Annotated in this window: 18 protein-coding genes, 1 pseudogene and 1 other annotated feature; of the genes and pseudogenes, 18 read left to right on the top strand and 1 reads right to left on the bottom strand. The window is 41.1% G+C overall.

The window, feature by feature from the left end; all coding sequences use genetic code 11:
* Positions 1-11 precede the first annotated feature (11 nt).
* Positions 12-179 (top strand): annotated as a pseudogene (locus FXF62_RS10915) (DUF4190 domain-containing protein); the annotation flags it as partial.
* Positions 180-214: 35 nt separating this feature from the next.
* On the opposite strand, the gene FXF62_RS08320 reads toward FXF62_RS10915, so the two are convergent.
* Complete coding sequence (locus FXF62_RS08320; RefSeq protein ID WP_149518386.1) at positions 215-940, bottom strand: 16S rRNA pseudouridine(516) synthase; 726 nt, start codon at positions 938-940, stop codon at positions 215-217.
* Between the two features lie 193 nt (positions 941-1,133).
* Between FXF62_RS08320 and typA the strand changes: the two genes are divergently transcribed.
* The 17 genes from typA (at position 1,134) to FXF62_RS08230 (ending at position 20,614) form a co-directional block, all read left to right on the top strand.
* Positions 1,134-2,981 (top strand): translational GTPase TypA, encoded by a 1,848-nt coding sequence (typA, locus tag FXF62_RS08315; RefSeq protein ID WP_149518385.1) that lies wholly within the window; start codon positions 1,134-1,136, stop codon positions 2,979-2,981.
* Between the two features lie 34 nt (positions 2,982-3,015).
* The gene (locus FXF62_RS08310) at positions 3,016-3,273 is read left to right on the top strand and encodes a DUF3165 family protein (RefSeq protein WP_005590808.1); all 258 of its coding nucleotides are present in this window, start codon (positions 3,016-3,018) and stop codon (positions 3,271-3,273) included.
* A gap of 396 nt (positions 3,274-3,669) precedes the next feature.
* A complete protein-coding gene (gene murD, locus FXF62_RS08305; protein WP_149518450.1) occupies positions 3,670-5,022 on the top strand; it encodes a UDP-N-acetylmuramoyl-L-alanine--D-glutamate ligase in 1,353 nt (450 codons plus the stop codon).
* Position 5,023: 1 nt separating this feature from the next.
* On the top strand, positions 5,024-6,094 hold the full coding sequence (locus FXF62_RS08300) for a UDP-N-acetylglucosamine--N-acetylmuramyl-(pentapeptide) pyrophosphoryl-undecaprenol N-acetylglucosamine transferase (RefSeq protein WP_149518384.1): 1,071 nt from the start codon (positions 5,024-5,026) through the stop codon (positions 6,092-6,094).
* A complete protein-coding gene (locus FXF62_RS08295; protein ID WP_149518383.1) occupies positions 6,091-7,281 on the top strand; it encodes a cell division protein FtsQ/DivIB in 1,191 nt (396 codons plus the stop codon). Before FXF62_RS08300 ends, FXF62_RS08295 begins: the two co-directional genes overlap by 4 nt.
* 123 nt (positions 7,282-7,404) lie before the next feature.
* Positions 7,405-8,769, top strand: a complete 1,365-nt coding sequence (ftsA, locus tag FXF62_RS08290; RefSeq protein ID WP_149518382.1) for a cell division protein FtsA — start codon at positions 7,405-7,407, stop codon at positions 8,767-8,769.
* A gap of 16 nt (positions 8,770-8,785) precedes the next feature.
* The gene (gene ftsZ, locus FXF62_RS08285; protein ID WP_149518381.1) at positions 8,786-10,051 is read left to right on the top strand and encodes a cell division protein FtsZ; all 1,266 of its coding nucleotides are present in this window, start codon (positions 8,786-8,788) and stop codon (positions 10,049-10,051) included.
* Between the two features lie 4 nt (positions 10,052-10,055).
* Positions 10,056-10,727 carry a YggS family pyridoxal phosphate-dependent enzyme gene (locus FXF62_RS08280; RefSeq protein WP_149518380.1) on the top strand — a complete coding sequence of 224 codons (672 nt, stop codon included), beginning with the start codon at positions 10,056-10,058 and terminating at the stop codon, positions 10,725-10,727.
* Positions 10,728-10,736: 9 nt separating this feature from the next.
* Positions 10,737-11,303 (top strand): cell division protein SepF, encoded by a 567-nt coding sequence (locus FXF62_RS08275; RefSeq protein WP_149518379.1) that lies wholly within the window; start codon positions 10,737-10,739, stop codon positions 11,301-11,303.
* A gap of 3 nt (positions 11,304-11,306) precedes the next feature.
* On the top strand, positions 11,307-11,582 hold the full coding sequence (locus tag FXF62_RS08270; RefSeq protein ID WP_125373609.1) for a YggT family protein: 276 nt from the start codon (positions 11,307-11,309) through the stop codon (positions 11,580-11,582).
* Complete coding sequence (locus FXF62_RS08265; protein WP_149518378.1) at positions 11,576-12,361, top strand: YlmH family RNA-binding protein; 786 nt, start codon at positions 11,576-11,578, stop codon at positions 12,359-12,361. The genes FXF62_RS08270 and FXF62_RS08265 overlap by 7 nt, the downstream gene beginning before the upstream one ends.
* Before the next feature lie 9 nt (positions 12,362-12,370).
* Positions 12,371-13,156, top strand: a complete 786-nt coding sequence (locus FXF62_RS08260) for a DivIVA domain-containing protein (RefSeq protein ID WP_149518377.1) — start codon at positions 12,371-12,373, stop codon at positions 13,154-13,156.
* Positions 13,153-13,356, top strand: a binding site (T-box leader). It overlaps the preceding gene by 4 nt.
* A gap of 52 nt (positions 13,357-13,408) precedes the next feature.
* A complete protein-coding gene (gene ileS, locus FXF62_RS08255; RefSeq protein ID WP_149518376.1) occupies positions 13,409-16,201 on the top strand; it encodes an isoleucine--tRNA ligase in 2,793 nt (930 codons plus the stop codon).
* 189 nt (positions 16,202-16,390) lie between these two features.
* Complete coding sequence (locus tag FXF62_RS08250) at positions 16,391-16,843, top strand: NUDIX domain-containing protein (RefSeq protein WP_149518375.1); 453 nt, start codon at positions 16,391-16,393, stop codon at positions 16,841-16,843.
* Between the two features lie 99 nt (positions 16,844-16,942).
* Positions 16,943-17,245 carry a DUF1827 family protein gene (locus FXF62_RS08245; RefSeq protein WP_015605493.1) on the top strand — a complete coding sequence of 101 codons (303 nt, stop codon included), beginning with the start codon at positions 16,943-16,945 and terminating at the stop codon, positions 17,243-17,245.
* A 344-nt stretch (positions 17,246-17,589) separates the two neighbouring features.
* Entirely contained in the window at positions 17,590-18,714 is a 1,125-nt protein-coding gene (locus FXF62_RS08240; protein WP_015605492.1) for an AI-2E family transporter, read from the top strand.
* A gap of 253 nt (positions 18,715-18,967) precedes the next feature.
* A complete protein-coding gene (locus tag FXF62_RS08230) occupies positions 18,968-20,614 on the top strand; it encodes a phosphoenolpyruvate carboxykinase (ATP) (RefSeq protein WP_149518374.1) in 1,647 nt (548 codons plus the stop codon).
* The last annotated feature ends 92 nt before the right edge of the window (positions 20,615-20,706 follow it).

The following is a 20,706-nucleotide window of genomic DNA, read 5'->3' as shown; positions in this document are numbered from 1 at the left end:
CTACTTATAATTTAATTGGCCTTGTTTTAGATATTATCGGTCTGATTTTGGGCAATTCTCATTAAAAAGAAACTCGATTAGATTATAAAACAGAAAGAATTCTTAATATCGTCGGTATTGTCATTTCTGTTATCAACTGGATTGCAGGAATTCTTCTGACTATGAATGGATTTATGTAATAAATAATAAAAAGGCTTGAATAAGCCTTTTTGTTTTACCAGGTTTGTTCCAAATAGCCTCTGATAATCTCGAGTTCGGAAGGATTCAGCGGTCGATAACTGCCTTCTGTTAGATTGGGGTCCAGCTGAAAATCACCGAAATGAGTGCGTTTGAGATAGGTGACCTTGACACCAACTGCTAGAAACATTTTCTTGACCTGATGAAATTTCCCTTCAGAAATGGTAACTGAGGCGGTGGAGTGCTCGAAGCTAGTCGTGTGAATCTGGAGTTGGGCAGGCTTGCAACGAGTGCCATCCAGAAAAACAATGTCTTGCTGAAAAGCGATTGTGGCTTCTTGGTCAAGAGGGCCGTTGACTTCGACATAGTAGGTCTTTGCGATATGGTATTGTGGATGGAGGAGCTGAAAACCCAGTGGCCCATTATCTGTGATCAGAAGTAGACCCCGTGTGTCGCGATCCAAACGGCCGATGGCGTAAAGCTGGTCGTTAAAATCTTCTGGTGTAATTAGATCTAGGACAGTCAGCTTGTCTGCGTCAGAATTGGCAGTGACAGTACCGGCGGGCTTGTTCATCAGAAAATAATGGTGGGCTAGGTGGTTTAAAGGTTTACCAGCTAGGCTAATGGACTGGAGGCCACTATCAACATTTTGGCTGAGGGAGCGAGCTGCTTGACCGTCAATTACAATCTGCCTTAGTCGCAGTTTTTGTTTCATCTCTTTTCGGCTAATCTTAGCTAGGGCTAAGAATTTATCAAGGCGCATGAGTTTTCCTTTCAAAGGTTTAGAGCGATTCTTTTTTTCTTTTTATCATACACTTTCGGAAGTAAAATTGCAAAAATAGCTACAGTTTACGATTTGCCTATGAAAACATTTACACTTGGTTAGCCCGTGTTTTTTGGAAAAAACTGTGTTATAATTTTTAGTTGGAAATAAATAATAAGATTTAGAGGAAATCATGACAAAATTAAGAGAAGATATCCGTAACATTGCGATTATCGCCCACGTTGACCATGGGAAAACAACCCTCGTTGACGAATTATTGAAACAATCAGAAACGCTTGATGCACGTACTGAATTGGCAGAGCGTGCGATGGATTCAAACGATATCGAGAAAGAGCGCGGAATTACTATTCTTGCAAAAAATACAGCCGTTGCTTACAATGGAACTCGTATTAATATCATGGACACACCTGGGCACGCGGACTTCGGTGGAGAAGTTGAGCGGATCATGAAAATGGTTGACGGTGTTGTTTTGGTTGTGGATGCCTACGAAGGAACTATGCCACAAACTCGTTTCGTATTGAAAAAAGCCTTGGAACAAGACCTTGTCCCAATCGTGGTTGTCAACAAAATCGACAAACCATCAGCTCGTCCAGCAGAAGTAGTGGACGAAGTCTTGGAACTCTTCATCGAGCTTGGTGCAGACGATGACCAGCTTGATTTCCCAGTTGTTTATGCTTCAGCGATTAACGGAACTTCTTCATTGTCAGATGATCCTGCTGATCAAGAAAAAACAATGGCACCAATCTTCGATACCATCATCGACCATATCCCAGCTCCAGTAGACAACTCAGACGAGCCTTTGCAGTTCCAAGTGTCTCTTTTGGACTATAATGACTTCGTAGGTCGTATCGGTATCGGACGTGTCTTCCGTGGAACTGTTAAGGTGGGTGACCAAGTTACCCTCTCTAAACTAGATGGCACAACCAAGAACTTCCGTGTTACAAAACTCTTCGGTTTCTTTGGTTTGGAACGTCGTGAAATCCAAGAAGCAAAAGCTGGTGATTTGATTGCCGTTTCTGGTATGGAAGATATATTTGTCGGTGAAACCATTACACCGACAGACGCAGTAGAAGCTCTTCCAATCCTACACATCGATGAGCCAACGCTTCAAATGACTTTCTTGGTCAACAACTCACCATTTGCCGGTCGTGAAGGAAAATGGGTGACTTCTCGTAAGGTAGAAGAACGCTTGCAAGCAGAATTGCAAACAGACGTTTCTCTTCGTGTGGATCCGACTGATTCACCAGATAAGTGGACTGTTTCAGGACGTGGAGAATTGCACTTGTCTATCTTGATCGAAACCATGCGCCGTGAAGGCTATGAGCTGCAAGTGTCTCGTCCAGAAGTTATCATTAAAGAAATCGATGGTGTTAAATGTGAGCCATTTGAACGTGTTCAAATCGACACTCCAGAAGAATACCAAGGATCTGTTATCCAAAGCCTTTCTGAACGTAAGGGTGAAATGTTGGATATGATTTCAACTGGTAATGGTCAAACTCGTTTGGTCTTCCTTGTTCCAGCGCGTGGTTTGATCGGATACTCTACTGAGTTCTTATCTATGACTCGCGGTTACGGTATCATGAACCATACCTTTGATCAATACCTACCAGTGATTCCTGGTGAAATTGGTGGTCGCCATCGTGGTGCCCTTGTATCAATTGATGCTGGTAAGGCTACAACATACTCTATCATGTCTATTGAAGAACGCGGTACTATCTTTGTCAACCCAGGTACTGAGGTTTATGAAGGAATGATCATCGGTGAAAACTCTCGTGAAAACGACTTGACTGTTAATATCACCAAAGCTAAGCAGATGACTAACGTTCGTTCAGCTACCAAGGACCAAACAGCTGTTATCAAGACACCTCGTATCTTGACCCTGGAAGAGTCACTTGAGTTCTTGAACGACGATGAGTACATGGAAGTAACACCAGAGTCTATCCGTTTGCGTAAACAAATCTTGAACAAGCAAGAACGCGAGAAAGCTAATAAAAATAAGAAAAAACAAGCAGCAGAATAAATCATTTAGTTGACTGGTGGTAGAAAGGAGCAGCATGATTTACCTGATTATTGGAATATTGATCCTGCTTTTCTATGTATTTGCCATTCCAACTAGTATTAAGGGAACACTGAATGTCTTGACATTTGTACTCTTGCTGGTTGCCTTGATCATTTTGCTTGCTTTGGCAATTTTTCAAATTTTTAAATTGCCTGGAGAATTATTTGTGAGTATCTTTTTGATTATTATTACAGTGTGGGCCTTGATGGACATCGAGCGTCTAGTACCATCTCAGAAATCAAAAGAACTTTAAACTCATAAACTATAAGGAAGGAATTAGGATTCCAAAGTTCGTGTAGACTTTCGGTAGCCTAATTCCTTTTGTTTAACTAATGCGAGATCCTTCGATAGTGATTTTATCTGAGTAGAAACAAATACAGATACGGATATTTTTTCATTTGACGAGAGCCTAATTCTTTTGAATGCTGTTGACTATCAGTGAGTAGGTCAGGTTTGATAAGACACTGGCAATTAAATGTTTTGGATAGTCTTTGCTTGTATAAAAAGGTTTTTCAAAGATTTCAAAGAGAATAAAGTTTCTTCTTATTTATTAAAAGCTGTTAACAGCTTTTAATAAAAGCCTGATATGACTTTTTTATTTTCGCAAAAAAAGGTAAAATAGAAGGTAGTATGAATGAAGAGGTACATGATGAAGACTATTTCAAAATTTGCCAATAAGAAAGTCTTGGTGTTGGGTTTGGCCAAATCTGGGGAGTCAGCTGCTCGTCTTTTAGATAAACTGGGGGCGATTGTGACGGTCAATGATGGGAAACCCTTTGAGGAAAATCCAGCAGCCCAATCTTTGCTCGAAGAAGGAATTAAGGTCGTGACAGGTGGTCATCCTTTGGAACTGCTGGATGAAGATTTTGAGTGGATGGTAAAAAATCCAGGCATTCCTTACAATAATCCTATGGTCATAAGAGCTTTGGAAAAGAAGATTCCCGTTATTACCGAAGTGGAGCTGGCTTATCTGATTTCAGATGCGCCGATTATCGGGATTACTGGCTCAAATGGAAAAACCACCACCACGACCATGATTGCGGAAGTGCTAACAGCTGGTGGACAAAATGGTCTTTTATCAGGAAATATCGGATTTCCAGCTAGTCAAGTTGCCCAAGATGCTGGTGAAACAGATACTCTGATCATGGAACTTTCTTCTTTCCAACTAATGGGAATTGAAGCCTTCCATCCTGAAATAGCGGTGATTACCAATCTGATGCCGACACATCTTGACTATCACGGCTCTTTTGAAGATTATGTGGCAGCCAAGTGGAATATCCAAAAAAATATGACCGCTTCTGACTACATTGTGTTGAATTTTAATCAAGACTTGGCGAAAGAATTGGCTAAGAAAACGACAGCCCAGGTGATTCCTTTTTCAACCCAAGAACAGGTCGATGGAGCTTATCTGGACGGCGATGTGCTGACCTTCCGTGGGGAAGCCATTATGAAAGCTTCTGAACTAGGCGTGCCTGGTAGCCATAATGTAGAAAATGCTCTAGCAACCATTGCTGTCGCCAAACTGCGTGGGGTTGACAATCAAGTGATTAAAGAAACTCTGGCTCATTTTGGTGGTGTCAAGCATCGTCTCCAGTATGTGGGCGAAATCAATCAAGTCAAATTTTACAATGACAGTAAATCAACTAATATCTTAGCGACACAAAAAGCTTTGTCAGGCTTTGACAATAGCAAGGTCATTCTGATTGCTGGTGGTCTGGATCGTGGCAATGAATTTGATGAATTGGTACCAGATATCAAGGGCTTGAAAAAAATGGTGATTCTGGGAGAATCTGCTGCGCGTGTCAAGCGGGCTGCGGATCAGGCAGAAGTAAGCTATGTGGACGCTTCAGATGTCAGAGATGCTACTCGCAAGGCCTTTTCTGTGGCGGAGCCTGGGGATGTTGTCCTCCTCAGTCCAGCCAATGCCAGCTGGGATATGTATAAGAATTTTGAAGTACGGGGCGATGAGTTCCTTGCAGTATTTAAAGAATTAAAGGGATAAAATGAAAAAAATAGTATTTACAGGCGGAGGGACAGTTGGCCATGTGACCCTCAATCTTTTGCTGATGCCTAAATTTATCGAAGAGGGCTGGGAAGTTCATTATATCGGTGACCGCCATGGGATTGAGTACAAGGAAATTCAGAAATCAGGTCTACCTGTTGTTTTCCATTCGATTGCAACTGGCAAGCTTCGTCGCTATTTTTCTTGGCAGAATCTCTGGGATGTTTTTAAAGTGACGGGTGGCATTCTCCAGTCGCTGGGGATTATGTTAAAAGTCCGTCCCAAAGCCCTATTTTCAAAAGGAGGCTTTGTGTCTGTTCCGCCAGTGATTGCGGCGAAGGTGATGGGCGTTCCAGTCTTCATTCATGAGTCTGATTTGTCGCTTGGTTTGGCTAATAAAATTGGTTATAAATGCGCGACAAAGATGTTCACGACTTTTGAGCAAGCTGAAGGACTGAGCAAGGCTGAACATGTTGGAGCGGTGACCAAGATTGCGGCCCTCCCTCAAACAGAACCAGCTGAGATTGAGAAAATTAAGGCCCATTTCACAGAAGGAAAACCTACCTTGCTCTTTGTCGGTGGTTCAGGAGGCGCGAAAGTTTTCAATGATTTTATTACAAAAAATAAGGATCGCTTGATTGAAAAATATAATATTATCAATCTGACGGGCGATGCTAGCTTGGATGAACTTTCCTACCGTATCTATCGGGTATCCTATGTGACAGATCTGTATCAGCCGTTGATGGCTATGGCAGATGTCGTCGTGACACGAGGTGGTTCCAATACCATCTTTGAATTACTGGCTATGAAGAAGTTGCAAGTGATTGTACCTTTAGGGCTGGGGGCAAGTCGAGGAGATCAGATTGAAAATGCCAATTACTTTTTGGAAAAAGGCTATGCGCTTAAAATCAATGAAGAAAACTTGAATCGGGTCAATCTCCAAGTAGCAGTGGATGATTTACTAAGAGAAAAGGATGCTTATTATCAACGAATGGAAAAAGCACCTGAACTAACATCAGTATATGATTTTTATGAAATTTTGAAGCAAGATATTGACAAAGGGAAAAAATGAAAAAAAGCAAGGAAGATAAGCAAGAAACTGCTCAACTTTTTCTTTCTGAATGGCAAGTCAGAAACAAAGAGTATCTTGAGAAAAAAGCTCAAGAAAAGGCAAAAAAGCAAGCTGAGTTAGAGAAAAAAAGAGCTGAACTAGAGCAGAAAAAAGAAGAAATGAAGGCGGAACTGGAAAATCAGGAGCCTTCTAACGAAGAAGATACAGTCTCCGAAGAAATTGACACAGACTCTCCTACAAATGAAGAAGAAACTGAAGTGCAAGATTCTGAATCTGAAGTTGAGGAGCAGGATGAAGCCGAGGTTCAGGATCAAGAGCAAGATGAAGAAGAAATAGAGCAGGTTGAGCTTCTAAAAGTTCCAATTGAGAAAATTCACTGGTATCGAGCTTTGCCAGTTTTAGTGACAAGCTCCCTAGTTTTTTTAGCTTCCCTTTATTTCCTCACACCGCTTGCAACTATGAAGACCATTGAATTTACAGGAAACAAGGTTGTGAGTCAGGAGGAGCTAAGAAGCAGTAGCAAAATCGATCAGCGCGATTACACTGTCACTGTTTACAAAAATCGCCATCATTATGAGCAAAATCTGAAAGCTTCTAGCCCATGGATTGAAAATGTAGAGATGACCTATCAATTTCCGCTGACTTTCAAAATCGATGTTCAGGAATATGGCATTTTAGGTTATTTGCAGAAAGATTCTAAGTATTATCCTATTTTAACAAGTGGAGAATACGTAAAAAAAGAGGTCGGGGCTGATGCTTTGCCCGAAGAGCGGATGGATGTGACCTTCTCGGATGCAGGCTTGATCAAGGAGTTTGTTCAACAACTGAAGAATGTTCCTGATTCAGTCAAAAAGAGCATTAGAAAAGTTGATTTAACTCCTAGCAAGGTGACAGAAGATTTAGTGAGCATCACCATGTCTGATGAGCACCAAATTTTGGTTCCAATTTCTCACATTGCTAAGAAACTTCCCTACTATGAAGGAATTCATCCTCAGTTGGAAGTGCCAAGCGTGGTCGATATGGAGGCTGGTATTTTTAGCTATGCGCAAGGAACAGAAAATGAAGTTATCCATGAAGCTAGTAACGATGCGCAAGATACAGAATCTTCAACTCAACATGCAGAGCAATCTACCGAGCATTCTGCTCAATCTCAGGCAGAAAAGCCAGAGATTTCTGAAAATAACTAATTATTATAGATAAAAAACTGCGCCAATTTCGTATTTTTATGATATAATAAAGTTTGGATAACCCTATTTTCTAGAGTTATTTGTATTAGAATGGAAACGTGGAAGACAGAGAGGACTGATGTAATGGCTAGAGATGGCTTTTTTACTGGATTAGATATAGGAAGTAGCACAATTAAAGTGTTGGTGGCAGAGCACATCAATGGTGAAATGAATGTTATCGGAGTCAGCAATGCAAAGAGTGCTGGCGTTAAAGATGGGATTATTGTCGATATTGAAGCAGCAGCAGCGGCTATTAAGTCAGCAATTTCTCAAGCAGAAGAAAAAGCGGGGATTTCGATTGGCTTAGTGAACGTTGGCTTGCCTGCAAATCTACTGCAAATTGAGCCGACTCAAGGTATGATTCCTGTGATTAGTGACTCTAAAGAAATTACCGATGAAGATGTTGAGAGTGTCGTAAGATCTGCCTTGACCAAGAGCATGACTCCTGACCGTGAAGTGATTACCTTCATTCCAGAAGAGTTTGTTGTTGATGGCTTCCAAGGTATCCGTGACCCTCGTGGCATGATGGGAATTCGCTTAGAAATGCGTGGCCTGCTCTACACTGGTCCTCGTACAATCTTGCACAATCTCCGTAAAACAGTGGAGCGTGCAGGAGTTAAATTGGAAAATATTATCATTTCTCCATTAGCGATGACAAAATCCATCTTGAACGAAGGGGAGCGGGAGTTTGGTGCGACAGTCATTGATATGGGTGGCGGACAAACTACAGTTGCTTCTGTAAAAAATCAAGAATTACAATTTACCAATATCTACCAAGAAGGTGGCGATTATGTTACCAAAGACATTTCAAAAGTCTTGAAAACCTCTCAGAAATTGGCAGAAAGTTTGAAATTTAACTATGGTGTAGCTTATGTACCATTTGCAGGCACTGAATCTTTCCCAGTTGAAGTCATCGGGGAAGTTAATCCAGTTGAAATAACAGAAACCTATCTAGCTGAAATCATCTCTGCTCGTATCAAACATGTTTTTGAACAAATCAAGCAAGATTTAGATAGAAGACACGTGTTAGATCTTCCTGGTGGTATCGTCATCGTAGGTGGTGGAGCGATCTTACCTGGCGTTGTAGAATTAGCTCAGGAAGTATTTGGCGTTCATGCCAAATTGTATGTGCCAAATCAAATCGGTATCCGTAATCCAGCTTTTGCCCACGTGATTAGTCTTTCAGAGTATGCTGGCAATCTGACCGAAGTGGATCGAATTGCACAAGCTGCTGTTCATGGAGACGAGCAGTTGCGTCATCAAGCAACTAGCTTTGAACGTCCAAGTCATAGAGTACCTCGCTTTGATCATCAGCCGGTTGAACCAGTTCAACCAGTTCAAGAGGTGGAACCAGAAATTGCACCGCTTAGAAATGAAGAACCACAAGAGGAACCAAAAGCTAGTCTTACAGATAAGATGCGCAATTTAATTGGTAATATGTTTGAGTAAGGAGAATAAATAGATTATGACATTTTCATTTGATGCGGCTGCTGCACAAGGCGCAGTCATTAAAGTAATTGGTGTCGGCGGTGGCGGTGGAAACGCTATTAACCGAATGATCGATGAAGGTCTAGCTGGCGTAGAATTTATCGCAGCAAATACAGATGTGCAAGCACTTAGCAGTGCAAAAGCAGAAACAGTTATCCAGCTTGGTCCTAAGTTGACTCGTGGTCTGGGTGCCGGAGGTCAACCTGAGGTTGGTCGAAAAGCAGCTGAAGAAAGCGAAGAAGTTTTGACAGAAGCCCTTCAAGGAGCAGACATGGTCTTTATCACTGCTGGTATGGGTGGTGGCTCTGGTACAGGTGCTGCACCAGTTATTGCCCGCATCGCTAAATCAGTAGGCGCCCTAACTGTAGCAGTTGTAACCCGTCCATTTGGTTTTGAAGGTGCTAAACGTGGCAACTTTGCTATCGAAGGAATCAATGAGTTGCGTGAACATGTAGATACTCTTTTGATCATTTCAAACAACAACCTTTTGGAAATTGTTGACAAGAAAACTCCGCTTCTTGAAGCCTTGAGTGAAGCTGATAACGTATTGCGCCAAGGGGTTCAGGGTATTACTGACTTGATTACTAGTCCTGGCTTGATCAACCTTGACTTTGCAGACGTGAAGACTGTTATGGAAAACAAAGGTAATGCTTTGATGGGTATCGGTATCGGAAGCGGTGAAGAACGTGTTATCGAAGCAGCTCGCAAAGCTATCTACTCTCCACTTCTTGAGACAACTATTGACGGTGCAGAAGACGTGATCGTCAACGTTACTGGTGGCCTAGACATGACCTTGATTGAAGCAGAAGAAGCTTCTGAAATCGTTAATCAGGCAGCTGGTCATGGTGTTAACATCTGGCTCGGTACTTCTATTGATGAGTCTATGAAGGATGAAATCCGTGTAACTGTTGTTGCAACAGGTGTTAAAGAGGATAAGGTTGATAAGGTAAGTGGATTGCAAGGTGTTAAACCTGCGAGCCGAGTTGAGCAAGTACGTTCAGCACAATCATCTGCTCATTATGATCGAAACTTTGATATGGCAGAAACAAGAGAAATGCCAGCTCCTTCTCATCGCTCAACTGTAGAAACTTCTAGAGCTTCAGCTTTTGGAGACTGGGATTTACGCCGTGAATCAATCGTTCGTCAAGCAGAACCTGTGCCTTCTAGCCGTGTAGAGCGCTTTACAGATATTAAGGAAGAAGATGACGAACTTGAAACACCGCCATTCTTTAGAAATCGCTAATTAAATGGATTTTCAAGCAAATAAAGATTTAATTTTTCAAAATGTTGCTCAAATAGTTGAAAAAGAAAATCGATTGAAGGACTCCGTAAACATCATTGCGGTTACCAAGTATGTTGACTGTGAGACAGCGAAAAAACTCGTGGATACAGGAATCAAACATATTGGAGAAAATCGAGTAGATAAGTTTCTTGAAAAATATCATGCCTTAAAGGAAGAGAATCTTACTTGGCATTTAATTGGTAGTTTGCAGAGAAGAAAAGTGAAAGATGTGATCAACTATGTTGATTATTTCCATGCTTTAGACTCTGTCAAATTGGCTCAAGAAATCAACAAGCGAGCAGATCATGTGATTAATTGTTTCTTGCAAGTCAATATTTCAAAAGAAGAAAGCAAGCACGGTTTTTTAGTTGAAGAACTAGATAGTGTTTTACCAGAGCTTGCAGCCTTAGAAAATATTTGCATTGTTGGCCTGATGACCATGGCTCCACTCGAAGCTGATCATCAAGAGCTGAATCAGATTTTTTCAGAGGCACATCAACTTCAACAAAACTTACAAAGCAAACAGTTAAAAAACATGCCCTTTTCTGATTTGAGTATGGGAATGAGCCGTGACTATCCCGAAGCGATTACCAACGGCTCAACCTATGTCAGAATCGGAACAGCATTTTTTAAATAGGAAAGAACTATGTCATTTAAAGATAAATTTGATAAATTTATAGAATACTTTACAGAAGATGGAGAAAAGTCTGACTTACCAGTACAGCCTTTAGATGAATCTGATTCTGTTTTGAAGCCTGCAGAGATTGAGCCAGTTCCGGCTGCATCAGCAAAGGAAAGCGCACGTACTCGTGTAGCTTCTTCACAAGTCCAACAAAAGCCTGCAACGGAAAATATTACTAGATTGCATGCTCGCCAACAAGAACTCGCTCAGCATCGAGTGAAATCTAGTGAGAAGGTTACGATTGATGTTCGCTATCCGAAAAAATATGAGGAAGCAACAGAGGTTGTTGATTTACTTGTGGCGAATGAGAGTATCTTGATTGACTTCCAATATATGACAGAAGTACAAGCAAGACGTTGTTTGGATTATCTTGATGGGGCCCGCTATGTTTTGGCTGGAAACTTGAGAAAAGTTGCTAGTACTATGTATTTGCTTACTCCAATCAACGTTGTTGTCAATGTAGAAGATATTCGCCTTCCAAACGATGTGGATCTGAGTGAATACGATTTTGATATGAAACGCAGCAGATAATTAATGATTTATTTTATTTTAAAATTAGTTTCTAATCTAATTGATCTTTACTCTCTTCTCGTCTTCATCTATGCACTCTTGTCTTGGTTCCCTGGAGCTTACCAAACAGCCCTAGGAAGGCTTGTCGGTTCTCTGGTTGAACCATTTTTGCGTTTATTCCGCAGGTTACCTTTGCAGTTTGGTAGATTAGACTTTACTGTTCTGGTGGCACTTTTTGCCTTGAGAGTGCTTGATACCTTATTTCTACATATTCTTGCTTCCTTGTTATTGCTATGGTAAACAATATCTATCAGCATTTTTCTCAGGATGATCAAGAGTTTCTGGATAAAAGCATGGAATTGCTTCAAAGAGTAGAAAATCAATATAGCTATGAGACGACAGCTTTTTTGAATCCTCATCAGGTCAATATTCTCAAAAATTTGAGTAAGCAATATGATGTGCAAGTATTTGCTAGTTCAGATTATCTTCCAAGTGAGTTTGCTAAAGTGTTGATTGCACCTAGCTATTATCAATTAGAACTCGAAGATTTTGATGTGGTCTTGCTAGAGATTACCTATGCAAGTAAGTTCTACAAGGTAACTCATTCACAAATTATGGGAACGCTTTTGCATCAGCTAGGGATTGAGAGGCGGACGTTTGGCGATATTATCGTCGTGGATGACCGTGCACAAGTATTTGTGGATAGAAGATTAGAAGAATATTTCATTACGAATGTTTCTAAAATAGCTAAAGTTCCAGTTCGGCTAAGAAGAGTTGATTTCAGAGAGCAGTTACAAGAGTCACCGGTGACTAAAACAACAGATGTTTTGGTATCTAGTCTCAGATTGGATAAACTGGTAGCGACAGTCTTTAAATTATCGCGTAGCCAAGCTGTGGAACTAATCATGGGGAAACAGGTGAAGCAAAACTACAGAACCATTGATAACCCTAGTCAACAGATTGCTTTAGGTGAATTGATTAGCGTTAGGAAATATGGACGATTTAAGGTTTTAACAGAAAATGGTTTTTCCAAAAACGGGAAACATAAACTAACAGTTGAATTATTACCTAGCAAATAAGGAGGAAATATGGCACTAACATCACTAGAGATTAGAGATAAAGCTTTTTCGACCAGATTTAGAGGGTACGATATTGATGAAGTTGAAGAATTTCTTGATATCATTGTCGGTGATTATGAAGAATTAATCCGTGAAAATCATGAGAAAGAAGCAAAAATCCGTAATCTTGAAGAGCGTCTAATTTATTTTGATGAAATGAAAGATTCGCTTAGTCAGTCCGTTTTGATTGCACAAGACACAGCAGAGCGGGTCAAGCAAGCAGCACAAGAACGTTCCGGAAATATTGTGCAGCAAGCAGAGCAAGATGCGCAACGCTTATTAGATAGAGCCAAGTATAAGGCTAATGATATTCTTCGTCAGGCAACAGACAATGCCAAGAGAGTGGCTGTTGAGACAGAAGAATTGAAAAATAAAACGCGTGTCTTCCATCAACGTCTCAAATCAACAATTGAAAGTCAGCTAAGTATTGTTGACTCTCCAGATTGGGAAGATATCCTTCGCCCGACTGCTACCTATCTTCAAACCAGTGATGAAGTCTTTAAAATGGTAGTTGAAGAAGCACTTGGAGAAAAAGTTGAGCTAGAGGAAGAAGTGGATGTTACGCGCCAATTCTCACCTGAAGAATTAGCTGAATTGCAAGAACGAATTGAGCAAGCAAATCGAGATTTGGCAGAAACACAGACTCTTCAGACTATAGATGAAGAGCTGATCCAAGCACAACAGAAAGAAATTTTAGAATCTGGAGAACTTTCAGATTTGGATGAAGATTCTAAAGTTCAAGTGGATCTTTTATAAGTGCAGAAACACAAGGAAAGCAAAATATTTTCAGCGAGCAGGTGGTGGTGAAAGACCTGTAATCCCTTTTGTTTGACTTATCATTCTGCTTCATCGTTTCTGAATCGAGTAGGAAACGACGTCCGCCTACGTTACGGGCTAAGAGGGACAGGTTTTTTCCTGTCTAAACAAAGGTGGTACCACGAATTTTCGTCCTTTCGGAGAAGTTTGTGGTTTTTTATTTTGAAAATTATGATGGAATAAGGAGACTAAATGAAACTCAAAGAAACCCTGAATCTTGGGAAAACTGCATTTCCAATGCGTGCTGGCTTGCCAAATAAAGAACCAATATGGCAAAAAGAATGGGAAGAAGCAAAACTTTACCAACGCCGTCAAGAATTGAACCAAGGCAAACCTCATTTTGTCTTGCATGATGGCCCTCCCTATGCCAACGGAAATATCCACGTTGGACACGCTATGAACAAGATTTCTAAAGATATTATTGTTCGTTCAAAATCGATGTCAGGATTTTATGCGCCTTACATCCCAGGCTGGGATACACATGGTCTGCCAATCGAGCAAGTATTGGCAAAACAAGGTGTCAAACGTAAAGAAATGGACTTGGTTGAGTACTTGAAACTTTGCCGTGAGTATGCTCTTTCTCAAGTAGATAAACAACGAGAAGACTTTAAACGTTTGGGGGTTTCTGGTGACTGGGAAAATCCTTATGTGACCTTGACTCCAGACTATGAAGCGGCTCAAATCCGTGTCTTTGGTGAAATGGCTAAGAAAGGCTATATTTACCGTGGGGCCAAGCCAGTTTACTGGTCATGGTCTTCTGAGTCAGCCCTGGCTGAAGCGGAAATTGAATACCATGACTTGCTTTCAACTTCCCTTTACTATGCTAATCCAGTTAAAGACGGGAAAGGTGTTCTAGATACAGATACTTATATCGTCGTATGGACCACTACGCCATTTACCATCACAGCTTCTCGTGGTTTGACAGTTGGAGCGGATATTGATTACGTAGTCGTACAACCTGCTGGCGAAGCTCGTAAGTTTGTGGTTGCTTCAGAATTGTTGGATAGCTTGTCTGAGAAATTTGGCTGGGCTGATGTACAAGTTTTGGCAACTTACCGTGGTCAAGAATTGAACCACATTGTGACAGCTCACCCATGGGATACGGCTGTAGATGAGCTGGTGATCCTTGGTGACCATGTTACGACAGACTCTGGTACAGGTATCGTCCATACAGCTCCAGGTTTTGGTGAGGACGACTACCATGTCGGTGTTGCCAATGGTCTTGAAGTTGCTGTAACAGTTAACGAACGCGGGATTATGATGGCCAATGCAGGTGCTGAGTTCGAAGGTCAATTCTATGATAAGGTTGTGCCAACTGTTATTGAAAAACTTGGAAATCTTCTCCTTGCTCAAGAAGAAATCTCTCACTCCTACCCATTTGACTGGCGTACCAAGAAGCCAATCATCTGGCGTGCAGTGCCACAATGGTTTGCCTCTGTATCTAAATTCCGCCAAGAAATCTTGGATGAAATTGAAAAAGTGAAGTTCCACTCAGAATGGGGTAAAGTCCGTCTTTACAACATGATTCGTGACCGTGGCGACTGGGTTATCTCTCGTCAACGTGCTTGGGGAGTTCCCCTTCCTATCTTCTACGCAGAAGACGGAACACCAATCATGACAGCTGAAACCATCGAACACGTGGCTCAACTCTTTGAAGAGCATGGCTCTATTGTCTGGTGGGAACGTGATGCTAAAGACCTCTTGCCAGAAGGATTTACGCATCCAGGTTCACCAAATGGCGAGTTCAAGAAAGAAACGGACATCATGGACGTTTGGTTCGACTCAGGTTCATCATGGAATGGAGTAGTGGTTAACCGTCCAGAGCTTAAATACCCAGCTGATCTTTACCTAGAAGGTTCTGATCAATACCGTGGTTGGTTCAACTCATCCCTCATCACATCTGTTGCCAATCATGGCGTAGCGCCATACAAACAAATCTTATCACAAGGATTTGCTCTTGATGGTAAAGGTGAGAAGATGTCTAAATCTCTTGGAAATACGATTGCCCCAAGCGATGTTGAAAAACAATTCGGTGCGGAAATCTTGCGTCTCTGGGTAACAAGTGTTGACTCAAGCAACGACGTGCGTATCTCTATGGATATCTTGAGCCAAGTCTCTGAAACTTACCGCAAGATCCGTAACACTCTTCGTTTCTTGATTGCTAATACATCAGACTTTAACCCAGCGCAGGACGCAGTAGCTTACGATGAGCTTCGTTCAGTTGATAAGTACATGACTATTCGCTTTAACCAGCTTGTTAAGACCATTTGTGATGCCTATGCTGATTTTGAATTTTTGACAATCTACAAGGCCTTGGTGAACTTTATCAACGTTGACTTGTCAGCCTTCTACCTTGACTTTGCTAAAGACGTTGTTTACATCGAAGGTGCCAAATCACTCGAACGTCGCCAAATGCAGACAGTCTTCTATGACATTCTTGTCAAAATCACGAAACTCTTGACACCAATCCTTCCTCACACAGCGGAAGAAATCTGGTCTTATCTAGAGCATGAAGCAGAAGACTTTGTTCAGTTGTCAGAATTGCCAGAAGCTCAAACATTTGCTAACCAAGAAGAAATCTTGGATACTTGGGCAGCCTTTATGGACTTCCGTGGACAAGCTCAAAAAGCCTTGGAAGAAGCGCGTAATGCCAAAGTGATCGGTAAATCACTCGAAGCGCACTTGACAGTTTATCCAAATGAAGTGGTGAAAACTCTTCTTGGAGCAGTGGATAGCAATGTAGCTCAACTTTTGATCGTGTCAGAATTAACCATCGCAGAAGGAGCAGCTCCAGAAGGCGCAGTTAGCTTTGAGGATGTTGCCTTTACAGTTGAACGCGCTGCAGGTGAAGTATGTGACCGTTGCCGTCGTATCGATCCAACTACTGCTGAACGCAGCTACCATGCAGTTATCTGTGACCACTGTGCAAGCATTGTAGAAGAAAACTTTGCGGATGCAGTCGCAGAAGGCTTTGAAGAAAAATAATCCAGTCTAATAGACTAGGTTTGACTGATAGCTAGAAGAAGTTCCGTCTCAACTGAGGCGGGCTTTTTTACTTGAGAACGAAGGAATTCAGCTTCCTTGTGAAAGCTGAAAAAATAAGTTTAAACTCTTGACAGGCTAGTATAAGTTATTTATGATAGTAATAAAGATTATAAGGAATGAGGAAAGATAATGACCCATCCAGTTTTTGGAGTTCACGAGGAAAATGTCGAGTATGTGACACGCTATGGAGTTTATGCAGTAATTCCGGATGAAAAGAAAGAAAATATTATTTTAGTACAAGCCCCTAATGGCGCTTGGTTTCTTCCCGGAGGACAAATGGAAGAAGGAGAAGATCAGCTGGCTACTCTCGAGCGGGAATTGCTGGAAGAGCTTGGTTTTAGCATCCAAGTAGGAGATTACTTTGGTCAAGCGGACGAATATTTTTATTCTCGCCACCGGGACACGCATTTTTATAATCCTGCCTATATTTACGAAGCCCTTTCTTATCAAGAAGTAGAAAACCCACTGGAAGACTTCAATAATCTGGCATGGTTTCCTGTCGAGCTTGCCATTGAAAAATTGAAACGTGGCAGCCATAAATGGGGAGTTGAGCAGTGGAAGCGTAAATATCAGAATAACTAGCCTGCTATATTTAAAATGATATAAATTACAGGCAATCATTCACAATTCCTGAAAAACGTGTTATAATAATAGCGACGATTTAAGGTAGGAGGCAAATGAATGAAGCTTATAAATACGACGAATACCCATGCAGAACTAGTAAAAAATCAGTTGGAAAGTACGGATGCAACGCTGGTAGAGGTTTACTCTGCTGGAAATAGCGATGTTATTTTCACAGAAGCACCCACCCATTATGAAATTCTCATTTCAAATAAGCATCGCGCAATCAGAGAGCAAGAAATTGAAAAAATTAGAGAATTCTTTTTGAAGCGAAAAATTGACCAAAAGAATATTGATTCCTCTGCCATTCGGACAATCTATACCAATAGTTTGATTGAGATTTCAATCCCGATTAAAGGATAATAACCCGTTTACAGGTTCAAACATTTTTACATTCTCAATTGTATTCCTTGCTTCCTGATGGAGCTAATAGCAAAAATCACTTGAAAAATTCCGCTTTTCAGCTGTTGCTTTCAGGTGATTTTTTTATGTTTGATAAAGGATGATTTTGATGTCAGTCATGCTAAAAATTCCTTTTCAGCAAGGGTGATCTGTTAGTGTCGTTCAAACTAAAGAGAAAGACGATCACCAATCTTAAATTGCTTACCTTTCCTAACTGAATAATGTTTCCGTTTTTATTCTTTCTTTTATGAAATTACCTTTATTTTATGATAAATTATGGTAAAATAACTTGGAGGAGAGTAAAGATGTTTCATAAAAGTAAATTAATGTTTTGGACCAGTGAAGTTTTGCTGCTGACGATTATCTTTTTCATCTGGCGCCAGATGGGAGATATGATTACGCCGGTGGTGAGCGTTATCAATACGATTTTAATTCCCTTTGTTATGGGAGGATTTCTCTACTATATCACAAATCCTCTGGTGACACTGCTCGAAAAAAAGTTGAAAATCAATCGAATTTTCGGGATTTTAATCACTCTTTTTCTGCTCTTTGGTCTAGTGACGGTCGGAGTAATCTACCTTTTGCCAATTTTGATTAACCAGCTGTCCAGCTTGATTAATTCAACGCAAAATCTCTATTGGGAAATCCAGAGTTTTGTCAATCAATTATCCAAAAATCCCCTCTTTAAGAGTTTAAATATTCAGTCTACTATCCAGCAACTCAATCTGTCCTATGTAGATATTCTGCAAAATATTTTAAATAGTGTTACCAATAGTCTGGGTAGTGTAGTGTCTGCTGTCATCAATACCCTCATGATTCTCATCATGACCCCGATTTTTTTGGTCTACTTCCTGATGGATGGACACAAGCTTTTGCCTATGCTGGAGCGGACTGTTCTCAAGCGCGATAAGCTAAATATATCTAGTCTCTTGACCAATCTCAATGCGACGGTTGCCCGTTATATCAGTGGTATTTCGATTGATGCCTTGCTGATTGGAACCTTAGCATATATTGGTTACAGTGTCATTGGACTCAAGTATGCCTTGGTCTTTGCGATTTTTTCAGCTCTGGCCAACTTAATTCCTTATGTGGGGCCTAGTATCGGCTTGATTCCCATGCTAATCACCTACTTTTTTACCGATCCTCATAAAATGTTGGTGGCTTTGATCTATATGTTGATTATCCAGCAGATTGATGGAAATATCCTTTATCCTCGTATTGTTGGGAGCGTTATGAAGGTGCACCCTATTACGATTATGGTTCTCTTGCTTCTTTCAAGTAATATCTATGGTATTATGGGCATGATTGTAGCAATTCCGACCTACTCTATCCTCAAGGAAATCGTGAAATTCCTTGCCAACCTTTATGACAATCACAAGGAAGCTCAGCAACAAAAGAAAAATGAAGAATTTGGTATTATAAAAAAATAGGAGAGTGGAACAGAAATCGGTAATTCGTTAGAATTCGATTTCGTCGTCCCACCTCCGCACAGTTGAGTAGAGCTGTAAAAGCTGATAAAATCAGCGTAGTAGAGTCCACTCAGCCACTGCGTCTTACTCGACAATCCAAAGACAATTGAGAGGCTAGGACTTTTGTCCCAGACTCTTTTTTACTGCATTTTTTAGCGTGCATAATTGAATATTTATGCTAAAATAATAGTAATAGCATAAAGGAGGTATCGTTATGGTAACACGTCGTAAATTTTCTCCGCAAGAAATAAGAAAAGATTCTTCTTATTTTTCGCCCTTGAAGACCATTGTAGAGACAGCCTTTTATGAGAATCAGGTGCAGGCAATCAAGACAGTAGAAGAAGCCTATCAACTGGCTTCTGTAGCTGCTGGAACGGTTGTGCTGGACATGCCGGTGATTCATACTAAGGAGCTGGGGCTTCCTTCCTATGCCCGCGTTTTATTGACTAATTCGGGGGCGGTTGTCGGCCGAACTGCCAAGGCTAGACGGATTTATGGAAGAAATCGTCAGGAAGACGAGCACTTGCTGTTTCTAGTTCGTAGTGCTGTTTACCAAGCACATCAGAGGACCTTTTATAAGGCAGATGCAGTTGTAGGGCTGGATGAGGACTTCATGGTTTGCGCCCACCTGATGGTGCCTCAGGAAGAAATCAATAATCTTTATTCTTGGCTCTTGAATTTCCAGATTTTGGATGAGGAATTTAAGAACCGCCTACGAGCTTCTAAAAAGTACGAAGAGAATGATATCTTTGTCTTTTTTGATCCCAAGTGGAAGCATCCAGACTATCCAGAAGGTTTGGTTTATTTTGATACCAATCATAATTGCGCCGTTATTCTGGGCTTGAACTATTTCGGGGAGCTGAAAAAGGCAACCTTGACTTTGGCGTGGGGAACAGCTGCCAGAAATGGCTATGTTGCCTGCCACGGAGGTCTGAAAATTTTCAAGCAAAATACGGACAAAGAGGACTATGTTGCATCTTTCTTTGGACTGTCGGGTTCAGGAAAATCCACATTGACGCATGCAAAACATGACCATAAATATGATATCAAGGTTCTCCATGATGATGCCTTTATCATCTCGGTCAAGGATGGCTCCTCTATTGCCCTCGAACCGTCTTATTTTGACAAGACCAATGATTATCCTACAGGCCATAGTGAGCAGGATTTCTTTGTCACCGTGCAGAATTGTGGAGTGACGCTGGATGAAAATGGGCGGAAAAAGCTAGTAACAGAGGACATCCGTAACGGGAATGGACGGACTGTCAAATCGCGTTTTGCGACTCCAAATCGCGTAGACCGGATTGATGAGCCCATCAACGCTATCTTCTGGATTATGAAGGATGATTCTCTCCCACCTCTGGTTAAGATCAATGATCCGCTGATGGCCTCCACAATGGGCTGCACACTGATGACCAAGCGCTCCAATGCTGAGAATGTCACTGGCTTGAACGAAGACTTGGTTATTGAGCCTTATGCCAATCCTTTCCGAGTCTATCCATTGGTGGAAGATTATCGGAAATTCCGTCATTTATTTGAGTCAGGGGTCGCTTGCTATATTATCAATACTAGTTTTTATATGGGTAAAGGCATCTCAAAGGAAGTGTCTTTAGATATTATCGAGCAGATTGTAGACGGTAAGGCTAAATTTAAGCCTTTTGGTCCTTTGGAAGGTTTTGAATACTTGGATTATAAGGGTTATGCTGTTCCAAGCTTTGACGACAAGTACAGACAGCTCATTCGTGAAAGAATGCAGGTTCGCTTAAACTTCCTGCTGGCCTTCAATCAGAAATATCCCAAGACAGCCCTGCCTGTCGGAGCTATTTCTCGGCTAGAAAAAGTCTTGCAGGATTTGGAGAATTAAGATGCAAAACGCTTTCCAATAAATTGTACCTTTGTCAATGATGTGAGACCTAAAATGTTATTTTGAAGCAATCCATTTGTTAAGCTTTACTA

The organism is Streptococcus cristatus (genome assembly GCF_008369405.1).
Lineage (GTDB): Bacteria > Bacillota > Bacilli > Lactobacillales > Streptococcaceae > Streptococcus > Streptococcus cristatus_G.
The sequence above is the reverse complement of the archived record's forward strand: the minus strand, read 5'-3'. Positions and strand labels throughout refer to the sequence as shown.

What these genes read in the sequence shown, in the direction of transcription:
- FXF62_RS08320 (WP_149518386.1), bottom strand. Translation starts at nt 940, where the DNA reads ATGCGCCTTGATAAATTCTTAGCCCTAGCTAAGATTAGCCGAAAAGAG.
- typA (WP_149518385.1), top strand. Translation starts at nt 1,134, where the DNA reads ATGACAAAATTAAGAGAAGATATCCGTAACATTGCGATTATCGCCCAC.
- FXF62_RS08310 (WP_005590808.1), top strand. Translation starts at nt 3,016, where the DNA reads ATGATTTACCTGATTATTGGAATATTGATCCTGCTTTTCTATGTATTT.
- murD (WP_149518450.1), top strand. Translation starts at nt 3,670, where the DNA reads ATGAAGACTATTTCAAAATTTGCCAATAAGAAAGTCTTGGTGTTGGGT.
- FXF62_RS08300 (WP_149518384.1), top strand. Translation starts at nt 5,024, where the DNA reads ATGAAAAAAATAGTATTTACAGGCGGAGGGACAGTTGGCCATGTGACC.
- FXF62_RS08295 (WP_149518383.1), top strand. Translation starts at nt 6,091, where the DNA reads ATGAAAAAAAGCAAGGAAGATAAGCAAGAAACTGCTCAACTTTTTCTT.
- ftsA (WP_149518382.1), top strand. Translation starts at nt 7,405, where the DNA reads ATGGCTAGAGATGGCTTTTTTACTGGATTAGATATAGGAAGTAGCACA.
- ftsZ (WP_149518381.1), top strand. Translation starts at nt 8,786, where the DNA reads ATGACATTTTCATTTGATGCGGCTGCTGCACAAGGCGCAGTCATTAAA.
- FXF62_RS08280 (WP_149518380.1), top strand. Translation starts at nt 10,056, where the DNA reads ATGGATTTTCAAGCAAATAAAGATTTAATTTTTCAAAATGTTGCTCAA.
- FXF62_RS08275 (WP_149518379.1), top strand. Translation starts at nt 10,737, where the DNA reads ATGTCATTTAAAGATAAATTTGATAAATTTATAGAATACTTTACAGAA.
- FXF62_RS08270 (WP_125373609.1), top strand. Translation starts at nt 11,307, where the DNA reads ATGATTTATTTTATTTTAAAATTAGTTTCTAATCTAATTGATCTTTAC.
- FXF62_RS08265 (WP_149518378.1), top strand. Translation starts at nt 11,576, where the DNA reads ATGGTAAACAATATCTATCAGCATTTTTCTCAGGATGATCAAGAGTTT.
- FXF62_RS08260 (WP_149518377.1), top strand. Translation starts at nt 12,371, where the DNA reads ATGGCACTAACATCACTAGAGATTAGAGATAAAGCTTTTTCGACCAGA.
- ileS (WP_149518376.1), top strand. Translation starts at nt 13,409, where the DNA reads ATGAAACTCAAAGAAACCCTGAATCTTGGGAAAACTGCATTTCCAATG.
- FXF62_RS08250 (WP_149518375.1), top strand. Translation starts at nt 16,391, where the DNA reads ATGACCCATCCAGTTTTTGGAGTTCACGAGGAAAATGTCGAGTATGTG.
- FXF62_RS08245 (WP_015605493.1), top strand. Translation starts at nt 16,943, where the DNA reads ATGAAGCTTATAAATACGACGAATACCCATGCAGAACTAGTAAAAAAT.
- FXF62_RS08240 (WP_015605492.1), top strand. Translation starts at nt 17,590, where the DNA reads ATGTTTCATAAAAGTAAATTAATGTTTTGGACCAGTGAAGTTTTGCTG.
- FXF62_RS08230 (WP_149518374.1), top strand. Translation starts at nt 18,968, where the DNA reads ATGGTAACACGTCGTAAATTTTCTCCGCAAGAAATAAGAAAAGATTCT.